Origin of the sequence: Pseudomonas sp. K2I15 (genome assembly GCF_002204795.1) — a bacterium.
Taxonomy (GTDB): Bacteria; Pseudomonadota; Gammaproteobacteria; order Pseudomonadales; family Pseudomonadaceae; genus Aquipseudomonas.
The window spans coordinates 1-11,262 of record NZ_NIXO01000099.1 but is presented as its reverse complement, the minus strand read 5'-3'; the positions used below and the strand labels follow the sequence as shown (position 1 = coordinate 11,262).

At 62.5% G+C, this 11,262-nt stretch carries 10 protein-coding genes; 5 read left to right on the top strand and 5 right to left on the bottom strand.

Going from position 1 to position 11,262, the window contains the following annotated elements:
* Positions 1-181: 181 nt before the first annotated feature.
* The 3 genes from CEC48_RS29600 (at position 182) to CEC48_RS29590 (ending at position 3,906) form a co-directional block, all read left to right on the top strand.
* The gene (locus tag CEC48_RS29600) at positions 182-982 is read left to right on the top strand and encodes an SDR family oxidoreductase (RefSeq protein WP_088427059.1); all 801 of its coding nucleotides are present in this window, start codon (positions 182-184) and stop codon (positions 980-982) included.
* Positions 975-2,801, top strand: coding sequence for a glycoside hydrolase family 15 protein (locus CEC48_RS29595; RefSeq protein ID WP_088427058.1), 1,827 nt, complete (start codon positions 975-977; stop codon positions 2,799-2,801). The genes CEC48_RS29600 and CEC48_RS29595 overlap by 8 nt, the downstream gene beginning before the upstream one ends.
* Before the next feature lie 196 nt (positions 2,802-2,997).
* On the top strand, positions 2,998-3,906 hold the full coding sequence (locus CEC48_RS29590) for an alpha/beta fold hydrolase (RefSeq protein WP_088427057.1): 909 nt from the start codon (positions 2,998-3,000) through the stop codon (positions 3,904-3,906).
* Here the strand turns inward: CEC48_RS29590 and CEC48_RS29585 are convergent.
* The 3 genes from CEC48_RS29585 to CEC48_RS29575 all read right to left on the bottom strand — a co-directional run bounded on the left by CEC48_RS29585 (position 3,884) and on the right by CEC48_RS29575 (position 7,761).
* Positions 3,884-6,079, bottom strand: coding sequence for an ATP-binding protein (locus CEC48_RS29585; RefSeq protein WP_088427056.1), 2,196 nt, complete (start codon positions 6,077-6,079; stop codon positions 3,884-3,886). The genes CEC48_RS29590 and CEC48_RS29585 overlap by 23 nt on opposite strands.
* Entirely contained in the window at positions 6,076-6,663 is a 588-nt protein-coding gene (locus CEC48_RS29580; RefSeq protein WP_088427055.1) for a biliverdin-producing heme oxygenase, read from the bottom strand. The genes CEC48_RS29585 and CEC48_RS29580 overlap by 4 nt, the downstream gene beginning before the upstream one ends.
* Before the next feature lie 114 nt (positions 6,664-6,777).
* Positions 6,778-7,761: a GlxA family transcriptional regulator gene (locus CEC48_RS29575; protein ID WP_088427054.1), complete on the bottom strand. Its 984-nt coding sequence runs from the start codon at positions 7,759-7,761 to the stop codon at positions 6,778-6,780.
* A 91-nt stretch (positions 7,762-7,852) separates the two neighbouring features.
* Here CEC48_RS29575 and inhA point away from each other — a divergent pair, with 91 nt between their 5' ends.
* Positions 7,853-8,533: an isonitrile hydratase gene (gene inhA, locus CEC48_RS29570; RefSeq protein ID WP_088427053.1), complete on the top strand. Its 681-nt coding sequence runs from the start codon at positions 7,853-7,855 to the stop codon at positions 8,531-8,533.
* On the opposite strand, the gene CEC48_RS29565 is transcribed toward inhA, so the two are convergent.
* Both CEC48_RS29565 and CEC48_RS29560 read right to left on the bottom strand, forming a co-directional pair.
* On the bottom strand, positions 8,530-8,871 hold the full coding sequence (locus CEC48_RS29565; protein WP_088427052.1) for an antibiotic biosynthesis monooxygenase: 342 nt from the start codon (positions 8,869-8,871) through the stop codon (positions 8,530-8,532). The two genes, inhA and CEC48_RS29565, sit on opposite strands and share 4 nt — an antisense overlap.
* A gap of 27 nt (positions 8,872-8,898) precedes the next feature.
* Positions 8,899-9,528 (bottom strand): LysE family translocator, encoded by a 630-nt coding sequence (locus tag CEC48_RS29560; RefSeq protein ID WP_088427051.1) that lies wholly within the window; start codon positions 9,526-9,528, stop codon positions 8,899-8,901.
* A 94-nt stretch (positions 9,529-9,622) separates the two neighbouring features.
* On the opposite strand from CEC48_RS29560, the gene CEC48_RS29555 reads away from it, so the two are divergent.
* Entirely contained in the window at positions 9,623-10,948 is a 1,326-nt protein-coding gene (locus CEC48_RS29555; RefSeq protein ID WP_088427050.1) for a PLP-dependent aminotransferase family protein, read from the top strand.
* Positions 10,949-11,262 lie beyond the last annotated feature (314 nt).

Genomic DNA, 11,262 nt, shown 5'->3' with positions numbered 1-11,262 from the left:
GGCCTGGGCGGGAGGGTCATGGGGCAACGTCTCGTCTCGATCAGCTGTTGATTCTAGCGAAAAGTCCGCTGGCGAAAACGATAGATATAGACAGCCATCGTCGCATTCCAGACAGCCGGTGAACTTGTGAGCCGCCCCGTCAGTCAGCTAATTGGGCTCTCTGAAAAAGGTTGGGTGGGCGATGCGCATTTCGTTGGAGCAACAAGTAGCGCTGGTAACTGGCGCCAGTTCCGGGATCGGCGCGGGGGCTGCCAAGGCCCTGGCGCAAGCCGGTGCCGCCGTGGTGCTGAACTACAACGCCCAGGCGGCGCCGGCTGAGGCGCTGGCGGCGCAGATCAATGCCAACGGTGGCCGGGCGATTGCGATTGGCGCCGATGTGTCGAAAGAGGCCGATGTAGAGCGGCTGTTTGCACAAACTCTTGAGGCTTTCGGGCACCTGGACATTCTGGTGGCCAACTCGGGCATGCAAAAAGACGCCGCCGCCGTCGACATGACTCTAGACGACTGGAACGCGGTGATCGGCGTCAACCTGACCGGCCAGTTCCTCTGCGCCCGCGCCGCCTTGCGCATCTTCAATCGCCAAGGCATCCGCGAAGGCGTTTCCCGTGCTGCCGGGAAAATCATCCACATGAGTTCGGTGCATCAGGTGATTCCGTGGGCCGGGCACGTGAACTATGCCGCGTCCAAGGGCGGCGTGGAAATGCTGATGCGCACCCTGGCCCAGGAAGTCAGCCAGCAGCGTATCCGCATCAACGGCGTGGCGCCTGGGGCGATTCGCACAGCCATCAACCGCGCCGCCACCGAAGGCGCGGCCGAGGTGGAACTGCTCAAATTGATTCCCTATGGCCGCGTGGGTGACGTCGAAGATGTCGCCAATGCGGTGGTGTGGCTGGCCAGTGATGCCTCCGACTACGTGGTGGGCAGCACCCTGTTTATTGATGGCGGCATGAGCCTTTATCCGGAGTTTCGTGGCAATGGTTGATCTGAAAAACGAACCACAAAGTGCCATCGATGCCCACGGCATCATTGGCGACATGCGCAGTGCGGCGCTGGTGAACGATAAGGGCAGCATCGATTTTTTCTGCTGGCCGGAGTTCGACAGCCCATCCATTTTTTGCTCGTTGCTCGACTCCCCCGCCGCCGGGATTTTCCAGCTCACCCCCGACCTGCCCGACGCTCGCCGCGAGCAGATTTACCTGCCGGATACCAACGTGCTGCAAACCCGCTGGCTGAGCAATGAGGCGGTGGTGGAAGTCACCGATTTTTTGACCATCAGTGAAGAAGTCGACGACCTGCCCATCCTGATCCGCCGGGTGCGGGTGGTCAGCGGCAAGGCGACCCTTCATATGCGCTGCGCGGTGCGTCACGACTACGCCCGCGCCCAGACCCGCGCCACCCTGGACGACGGCGACGTGTGCTTTGAAGCGGCGGACCAACCCGGCCTGCGCCTGACCGGCAGCCACGCCATGCAACTGGAAGGCGATGCCGCCGTAGCGACCTTTGAACTGGGCCAGGAAGAAGGTGCCGAATTTGTCCTCGGCGGCGTGGACGACGCCCGGGTCACAAGCGACTGCACCGACCTGTGCCTGGAGCGCACCCAGAAGTTCTGGCGCGGCTGGATCGCCAAATCCAACTACCGTGGGCGCTGGCGCGAGATGGTCAATCGCTCGGCCCTGGCCTTGAAGCTTCTGACCTCGCGCAAACACGGCGCCATCCTCGCCGCCGCCACCTTCGGCCTGCCGGAAACACCCGGTGGCGAACGCAACTGGGACTACCGCTACACCTGGATCCGCGACGCCTCGTTCACCGTCTACGCGTTTATGCGCCTGGGGTTTATCGACGAAGCCAACGGCTACATGCGCTGGGTGAAAAGCCGCGTCGGTGACTGCTCCGATCAGCCGATGAAAATCAACATCCTGTACGGCATCGACGGCCGCCAGGAGTTGCCGGAAACCGAGCTGAGCCACCTCAGCGGCCACGGTGGCGCACAACCGGTGCGCATCGGCAACGAGGCCTACGACCAAGTGCAACTGGACATCTACGGCGAGCTGATGGACGCGGTGTACCTGGTCAACAAATACGGTGAAGCCATCTCCCACGAGGGCTGGAAACACACCGTGGAAGTGGCCGATCAGGTGTGTGAAACCTGGAATCAGAAAGACGTTGGCATCTGGGAAATGCGCGGTGAGCAGCATCACTTCCTGCATTCGCGGCTGATGTGTTGGGTGGCCCTGGACCGGGCGATTCGCCTGGCGTCCAAACGTTCGCTGCCGGCGCCATTTGCCCGTTGGGACCAGACCCGCCAGGCGATTTACGCGGACATCTGGAGCAACTTCTGGAACGAAGAACGCGGGCACTTTGTGCAGCATATCGGCAGCACGGCGCTGGACGGTTCGATGCTGTTGATGCCGCTGGTGCGCTTTGTTGCAGCGACAGACCCGCGCTGGTTGTCGACACTGGAAGCGATCCAGAAAAGCCTGGTGCGTGACGGCATGGTGTACCGCTACCGCAACGACGACAGCCAGATTGACGGCTTGCAAGGCACCGAAGGCGCGTTTGCGGCGTGTTCGTTCTGGTACGTGGAATGCCTGGCACGGGCCGGGCAAGTGGAGAAGGCGCATCTGGAGTTTGAGCAACTGCTGCGCTATGCCAACCCGTTGGGGTTGTATGCCGAGGAGTTTGATAACCAAGCGAGGCATTTGGGCAATACGCCACAGGCGTTGAGCCATTTGGCGTTAATCAGCGCGGCGACGTTTCTGGACCGCAAGTTAAGTGGGGTGAAAACGGTTTGGCAGCCTTGAGACCGCTCCCCCTCTGACGGCAAATGAGTAACTTTTGTGGTGAGGGGGCTTGCCCCCTCACCACAGTTTTTGCCCGCCTCTTCAAAGAGGTGTAGATACCGGCTACACAAGTAAAGCAATTGCAGTCATCCACACGCCGTTCGGTAACCGGCTTGGTCTACAGTTCCAACACTTTCCATACTCCATCGGAGCCCCCATGCCCGCCCTTCACATCCGCACGCCCATGCTCGACATCGCCTACGAAGCCCATGGCCCGGAAGGCGGTGAGGTGGTGATCCTGCTGCACGGCTTCCCCTACGACCCTCGCGGCTATGACGAGATTGCCCCGGTGGTCGCTGCGCGTGGCTACCGGGTGCTGGTGCCTTACCTGCGCGGGTATGGCCTGACGCGTTTTATCAATGCCCAGGTGATGCGCTCCGGCCAACAAGCAGCGCTGGCCAAGGATTTGCTGGATTTCATGGACGCCCTGTCCATCAAAACCGCCACGCTGGTGGGCTATGACTGGGGCGGACGCGCCGCCTGTATCGTCGCCGCGCTTTGGCCCGAGCGGGTGCGTGGCCTGGTAACGGGCGATGGCTACAACATTCAGGATATTGCTGCATCGACAAAGCCTCGGGCGCCGGAAACAGAGCATCGGCTGTGGTACCAGTTTTACCTTCACACCCAACGCGGCGTCGACGGTTTGACCGCCAACCGGCGTGAGTTCTGTGAGTTGCTGTGGTCGCTCTGGTCGCCGTCTTGGGCCGAGGGACCAGGCCTGTATGGCAAGACCGCGCCCTCGTTTGATAACCCGGATTTTGTCGAGGTGGTGGTGCACTCTTACCGTCACCGCTTCATGTACGCACCGGGTGACCCGGCACTGGAAGGCATCGAGCAGGCGCTGGTGCAGCCGCCGCCGATTTCGGTGCCGAGTATCTCGTTGTGCGGCGCCGATGACGGCGTGGGCCCGGCCCCGGTGGAAGATGAAGACCTGGGGCTTTTCAGCGGGTTTTATCGGCGCGAGGTGCTGGCCGGTGTGGGCCACAATATTCCCCAGGAGGCGCCCCAGGCCACCCTTGAGGCGATCTTCGAACTGCTGGGCCTCAACCCCCGGCCTGGATCCTGAAGCTGAACACACTGCCCTGGCCCACCACGCTTTCAACCCACAAGGTGCCGCCGTGGGCTTCGATAATCCCGTGGGAAATGTACAACCCCAGCCCGCTGCCGGTGGGGTTGCCTTCGCGGGAGGTCCAGTAGCGATCGAAGATATACGGCAGTTGCGCCGGGTCGATGCCGATGCCGTTGTCGCACACCCGAAATAACACCTCGTCCTCAGCCGCCTCGGCAATCACCTCGATCACACCGCCCACCGGGGTGAACTTCAGGGCGTTGCCCAGCAGGTTGGAAAACACCTGGAACAAGCGCTCCGGGTCGGCCTGCACACACAGCCCCGGCGCAGAGCGCCAGGTCAGGTCGACACCTTTGGCGGCCGCCAGCGGCAGCCACATCGAGCAGATCTGTTCCTGGGTCGCCGCCACATCAAGCTGCTGCAGCGAAACGCTGTAGCGCCCGGCCTCAATGCGCGAGATATCGATCAAGTCTTCCAGCAACGTGTTCATGCGGGACGTGGCGTTTTGCATGGTTTCAATCGCGGTGGTGAGGCGTCGACTGGCCTTGTTATCGTCGGCAGGCAGCATGCTGCGCATCATGCCGCATTGCATCAGCAGGATGGTCAGCGGGCTGCGCAGGTCATGGGAGACTACGGCCACCAGTTCGTCACGCGCGCGCACGGCCTGATGTTCGCGCTGAACCTGGCGTGAGAGGTCATGCTCCAGGGCGTTGCGCCGCAAGTTTTCCACCGCCTGCAATTGCGAGCGAGTCCAATACAGCGCCTTGCCGTCGACCTGCTGCTTCCACAGCTCAAACGACAGGCGCGGGCTTAACTTCGTGCCGCCCGGCTCCTGATGTTTGACCGGCTGGCCGCTCCATTCCACCGTCGACTTGACTTCCGGGCGAAACCACATCACCGCGTTGTCCACCGGCTTAGGCAGGCAGAACGCCAACAAGCCGCTGGCATGGGCCTGATAGGCCACCGCCGGGGGAAAATCCACGGACAGCTGATGGCTGTGCACCACGCCTTTGCCCTGCTGGCGCACCCACTGGTACAACGCGCGGATTTCAGCGCGTGTAGGGCAAACGCCGAACACGTGCAGGCGCTCTTCCACCAGAATCGCCAAGCCACCGGCGACGGTCAGGTTCAGCAGCGTTTGCGCATACGGCAGCAGGCTTTCCATCACATCGCACTGACCCGCGGTCATGGCTGCGACCAACTCTTCGACCATGGCAGCCTTGTCGAGTTGGTGGAAGCGCTCCTGCTTCTCCTGGAGCAACGTAATCTGCATCGACAGCAACTGGCCGATGCTGGTGCACGCGGTGCGCAGTTCGTGGGGCACGCGCAACGGCTCACGGTGACCACAGGTGATCAGGCCCCAGAGCTGGTCGTCCTTGAGCAGCGAGATGCTCATGGAGGAACGCACGCCCATGTTCTTCAAATAGTGGCAGTGCACCGGCGACACGCTGCGCAACACGGCGAAGCTGAGGTCCAGCGGCGCACCGGTGTCGGGGCGCAGGGCCGGCAGGATCGGCACAGGCTGGTACTCGGCGTCGGGAATCACCCGGACCCAGTTCAGCCGGTACAACTCGCGGGCCTGGGGCGGGATGTCGGAGGCGGGGAAACACAGGCCCAGGTAAGGCTGCATGCCGTCGCTGAGGGCTTCGCCGATGACCTTGCCATGGCCTTCCTGCTCGAAGCGGTACAAGGTGACCCGGTCGTAGCCTGTGAGGGCGCGAATCTCGGTGACGCAGGTCTGGTACAAACTCTCGAGCGTCTTGGCCGACTGCAAGCGGCGCAGCGTGCGGGCGAGTTGGCCCACGGTGCTGTGCGCAACCGTCACGGCTCGCTCCAGTTCGAGAAACAGCAAGCCCTGATGGCGATGCACAAGGATGTCGTAGGCGTAGCCATCAAGCGTCAGTTGATGCACTTCATCTTCGTCGGCGTCCAGGTCTGCCAAGGCGAGACTCACCTGCGCCGCCGCGTCGCTGCCAAGCACACTGGCCAACGCCTGGCCCGACACGTGCTCCGCGTTAAGGCCCAATGCGACGCCCAGGTTGCTGCTGGCTTGCAATACCTCAAGCGCCGGCTCGCTCAGCGTCAACAAGAAGCCGTGGGGCTGGATCGAGCCGGGAATGTGGATGGGTTCGCTGGCGCAATCGTCTATCAGCGTATCGACCGTGGTCATCGCAGCACCCCGCAGTGGCCCAGCCACTGCTCGAAACACACAAAGGTCGACTGGGCAACGTTCACCGCCTCCAGACGTTCGGCGGGTGCTTGCAGTTGGTAAAGGCAATCGAGAAAGCGCTGCCACAGCGCACTGGTCTCGCCTCCGTACACATTCATGAAGGCGCCGCCGTTGGTGGAGCCGACGCCAATCTTGATCTCGATCAGGTTGCGCAACACCTGGCCGCCGAGGGTTGCGCCTTCCAGCACATAGAGCGCGCCGAGGGCCTGGGCCACGTTGGTGATGGCCGGCAGCTCGGGGCACATCGGCAAGGCGTCGATTTGAGGGTCTTTAAGACCCAGCGCGAGCAAATCCGCCTGCAAATAAGGGGTTTTGCTGCGCCGTCCCCATTCCAGATCAGGGATGACTTCGCCCCACGGTGCCAGGGCTCGCTCCAGCGGTTGATAGAAGCCGTAGTAAGCGCTCATCAGCTCGCGGTAAAGCGGCAGGTCCATGCGGGAAAAAGGCAGCCGGGTATCGAGGCGTCGGTGCAGTTCAGCGGTGGCCGCGCGCAATTCGACAAGGACAAGAGGGAGTGCATTCATGAGCTGTGCATACGCCGGAAGAGTCAAAACCGCAGCGTAGAGGCCTGGAATCAAGCCACTGCGCAATGGACTTTGGGTAACATAGCAGCTTGATAGAAAAACGCTCTCATTCGTTCAAGGCGGGTCAATTTCAGCCGGGGACGAAAACCGCTCACGGTAGGCCTGGGGCGTGATCGACACCGCCCGCAGGAAGCTGCGGCGCATGGTTTCTTCGCAGCCAAAGCCGCAGTGCACGGCAATGCGTTTGATCGACGCGCCACTGTCGGCCAATTGCCGGCGGGCGGTTTCCACGCGGATCAACTCGACGGCCCGCGCGGGCGTCTGGCCGGTTTCGGCGCGGTAGTGGCGCACGAAACTACGCTCGCTCATGCCCGCCTGGGCAGCCAGTGTGGCGATGTTCAACTCCAGGGTCAGGTGTTCGGCGATCCACGCGTGCAACTCCGCAAAACGGCTGCCGCCCTTTTGCAGGGACAACGTCACGCTGAACTGCGATTGGCCACCGGGGCGCTTGAGAAACACCACCAGGTGCCGCGCCACTTCCAGGGCCACGGCGCGGCCCAGGTCCTCTTCCACCAGCGCCAGGCACAGGTCGATGCCGGCGGTCACTCCCGCGGAAGTCCACAGGTTGCCCTGCTGGATGAAAATCGGATTGGCCTCCACCGTCAGTTGCGGGTATTTGCGCGCCAGTTCTTCGCAGCGGGTCCAGTGGGTGACCACGCGGCAGCCATCCAGCAAACCGCTGGCGGCCAGCAGAAAAGCGCCGGTGCACACCGACGTCATGCGCCGCGACAGTGTGGCTTTTTGGCGAACCCATTCCACAAGGGCCGGGTCTTCGGCGGCCCCGTACACGCCCCAGCCGCCGGCGATCACCAGCGTGTCGCACGGCGCGTCGGCGGCCGGCAGCGGCTCGGCCACCAGGGCCAGGCCCGCCGAGGTCATCACCGGCTCTGCTTGGGCTGCGATCACACTGACCGCGTAAGGCAACGGCAAACCCTGCTGGCGCGCCAGGTCATTGGCCGAGGCAAACACTTGCAAGGGCCCGGTGACGTCGAGCACCTGCACATTGGGGAAAGCGAGCACGTTGATGATTCTAGGCATGATTGGCGTAATTCGTGGGTTCAATGGCGTATTCGCCAAAGCCTAGGTGACTAGAGTGAAGCCGTCCATCCCTTTATCAGGCGTATTTCCCATGACATTACAGATCGGCTTTTTGTTGTTCCCCGGCATCCAGCAACTGGACCTCACCGGGCCTTACGACGTACTGGGATCGCTTCCGGATGTGAAGCTGCACCTGGTGTGGAAGGACCTGGCGCCGGTCACCTCCAGCACCGGGCTGGTGTTTACTCCGAGCACCACCTTTGAGGAGTGCCCGACGCTGGATGTGATCTGCGTGCCCGGCGGCTCGGGTGTCGGGGCATTGATGGAAGACGAGCAAACCCTGGCGTTTCTCAAGGCCCAAGCGCAGACCGCGCGGTATGTGACCTCGGTGTGCACCGGCTCCCTGGTGCTGGGTGCGGCGGGTTTGCTGCGCGGGCGGCGGGCGACCACCCACTGGGCCTACCACGACATGCTCGCCCCGCTCGGCGCGATCCCGGTGCAGGAGCGTGTGGTGCGTGACGGCAACCTGTTGACCGGTGGCGGGATTACCGCCGGGATCGATTTTGCCCTGACCCTGGCGGCCGAGCTGTACAGCGAGGCGGCGGCGCAACTGGTGCAGTTGCAGATTGAATATGCCCCGGCCCCGCCGTTCAACGCAGGCCGGCCGGATACCGCGCCGCAGCCTGTGTTGGAAGAAGCCCGCAAACGCACCGCCGAGTCCCGCAAAACCCGGGGTGAAATCGTGGCGCGGGCGGCGGCGCGCTTGGGTTAAGCGTTCGCACGCCCGTGGCGGTCGGCGGGCACCAGGTGCCCGATCGTGCCGTCCCCATACGCCCGCTCCACTTTGGAAATCACCACGTGATAACCGCCGTACCAACGGCGGTACAGGCGCTTGGCTTCCAGGTGGGTCGGGTGGCTGGCAAAGGCGCGAATCGACGCCTCATCGCGCCAGTAATAACTGGCGTTGATCAACGCGCCATCCGCCGAGCGCCACGACTCGGCCCCTACGTACCCCGACAGCCTTGCCGCCAGCGCATCGATCAAATCCGTGAGGCGCTGGAACTCGTCATCCCGTTCACCTGGCTTGTAGATAAAGGCTGCGATGTACATGCGTAACGTCCTTTTATAAGTGGTGTTTCACGTCGGGCGAGACATCAGCGCCAACCGCACGGCCAGCACCATCAGCACGGTTGCCAGGCCCCATTTTTGTAATCCTGCACTGTTGGATTTACCGGCAAAAAACCGGCTGAGCGCACCGCCAAAAATCCCCAGCACGGCATGAAATACCCCGCTGATCAGCGTCAGGATTATCCCCAGCACCACCAGTTGCAGCGCGATGGGCCCGGCTTCTGGGCTGACGAATTGCGGCAGGAACACCATGAAAAACAGCAACGCCTTGGGGTTGAGCAAACTGTTGAGCATTGCCCGCACAAACACCCGGCCCAGCGGCACGCGGGTGACGTGGGCTGTGTCCAGGGCAGGCGTTTTTTGCAGGGTTTTGAACACCAGCCACAGCAGGTACAACACCCCGGCGTAGCGAATCACGTCGAAGGCCGGCGGCCAACTGGCGACCAGTGCTGTCACGCCGGTTGCGGTCAGTGCGGTGAGCAGCAGGTCCGCCACGCTGATGCCCAACCCCGACGCCACTCCGCCACGCCAGCCATAGGTCACACCGTGGCTGATGACGAAGGCCATATTGGGGCCCGGCGATAACAACAGCAGCAGCACTGCACCGGAAAAAACCGCCAGGGTTGCGAGGTCGATCATGCTCAAGCCATCCGCCGGGAAAGCCTGTAGATTAATCAGCCCACCTGATACAAACAAAAAATTGATCTAGATACACTTTGCACAGGAACGCGCCATGGCTCAGGTCCGCTACAAACTGATCGTTGATGAACTGGCTACGCGGATTCGCGCCGGAAAGTTACCGCCGGGCACTCAGTTACCCACCATCCGCAACCTGATGAACAGCCATCGCATCGCCCTGGCTACTGCCTTGCGGGTGTACAGCGAACTGGAGGCCAGCGGCCTGGTGGTGGGTGAACCGGGGCGCGGCACTTTTGTGCGCGACACCACGCTGCTGCGGGGCATGGGCCTGGTGCAGCAACCGCTGCAACCGGGCACTGTGGACCTGAGCCTCAACTACCCGTCGTTGCCGGGCCAAGCCGAGATGCTGCGCGACGGTTTGCGCGCCATTGCCGCCTCCGGAGACCTCGATGCCCTGCTGCACTCTGCCCCGCAAGGTGGCCGCGCCCATGAACGGCAGACAGCGGCACGGCACCTGCGCAATCGGCAGATTCGCGTGGGTGGCGAGCAGGTGCTGATCGTCAACGGTGCGCAACAAGGCCTCGCCGTCAGCCTGATGGCGCTGCTGCAACCGGGGGATGTGCTGGCGGTGGACGCGCTGACCTATCCCGGCCTGAAAACCCTGGCCCAGTCCCAGCGCATAGACCTGGAGCCGCTGCCGCAACCGGCTGGCCATACGGATCTGGATGCGCTGGAGGCCCTGTGCAAACGGCGCCCGGTGCGGGCGTTTTATGGCATGCCCACGTTGCACAATCCGCTGGGCACGGTGATGGGTGAAGCTGACCGCGAACGCCTTGCAGCGTTGGCTGAACACTACGATTTTCTACTGATCGAAGACGGCGCCTACGCCTTTCTCGCCGAGCCGGCGCCCAAACCATTGTTCACCTATGCGCCGTTGCGCACGGTGTATGTGTCTGGCCTTTCGAAGAGCGTGGCGTCGGGGTTGCGGGTGGGGTTTATCGTCGCACCCAAAGCGCTGGTGCCGGCGCTGGAACAAGCGATTCGCGTCTCGACCTGGAGCACACCGACACTCACGGTCAACCTGGCATGCCGCTGGATAGAATCCGGCGCGGTGGATGAGTTGGAAGAACAGAAGCGCCAGGATGCACGCCAACGTCAGGCGCTGGCCCGGGAGGTCTTGCAGGGTTGCGAGGTGATTGCGCATCCGGCGTCGTATTACCTGTGGCTGGTATTGCCCGAAGGCTTGCGGGCGGATGCAGTGGTGGCCGCGCTTGAGGGCCAGGGTGTACGCGTCACCAGTGCCGAGCCGTTTGCCTGTACCGCCCATGTGCCGCATGCGTTGCGGGTGGCGCTGGGGTCGATTGACCTGGCGACATTGCGGGTGGCCTTGGGGAAAATTCGCGAGGCCATTCGGATATGAATAAAGGGCCAGCAGGGTAAATCCCTTTAATTTGCGGGACGTTTCCGAGACAATCTTTCGGCCTTGTGCCTGCCGGAACCGGTGGCTAGTCTTCGCCCCTTCACTGCTCATCAGTGAACGGGTTTAGTCGCCCGTACCTTCACAAGGCGCATGGTTTCATCATGAGGTTTTATGGTGGCTGTGCGCAGGGCACCTTCGGGTGCGCCGGATTTTCCTTGTGGCCGGTCGACTAACCTGCGTACAGCCGCCACCCATCGTTTAGTCGCGACGGGGTCGGCTCCTAGTCTCATAAGGAGTTACACCATGAATAAACC

Coding starts and splice junctions, on each gene's coding strand:
- CEC48_RS29555 (WP_088427050.1), top strand. CDS start 9,623: ATGGCTCAGGTCCGCTACAAACTGATCGTTGATGAACTGGCTACGCGG.
- CEC48_RS29565 (WP_088427052.1), bottom strand. CDS start 8,871: ATGTACATCGCAGCCTTTATCTACAAGCCAGGTGAACGGGATGACGAG.
- inhA (WP_088427053.1), top strand. CDS start 7,853: ATGACATTACAGATCGGCTTTTTGTTGTTCCCCGGCATCCAGCAACTG.
- CEC48_RS29600 (WP_088427059.1), top strand. CDS start 182: ATGCGCATTTCGTTGGAGCAACAAGTAGCGCTGGTAACTGGCGCCAGT.
- CEC48_RS29585 (WP_088427056.1), bottom strand. CDS start 6,079: ATGACCACGGTCGATACGCTGATAGACGATTGCGCCAGCGAACCCATC.
- CEC48_RS29580 (WP_088427055.1), bottom strand. CDS start 6,663: ATGAATGCACTCCCTCTTGTCCTTGTCGAATTGCGCGCGGCCACCGCT.
- CEC48_RS29590 (WP_088427057.1), top strand. CDS start 2,998: ATGCCCGCCCTTCACATCCGCACGCCCATGCTCGACATCGCCTACGAA.
- CEC48_RS29595 (WP_088427058.1), top strand. CDS start 975: ATGGTTGATCTGAAAAACGAACCACAAAGTGCCATCGATGCCCACGGC.
- CEC48_RS29575 (WP_088427054.1), bottom strand. CDS start 7,761: ATGCCTAGAATCATCAACGTGCTCGCTTTCCCCAATGTGCAGGTGCTC.
- CEC48_RS29560 (WP_088427051.1), bottom strand. CDS start 9,528: ATGATCGACCTCGCAACCCTGGCGGTTTTTTCCGGTGCAGTGCTGCTG.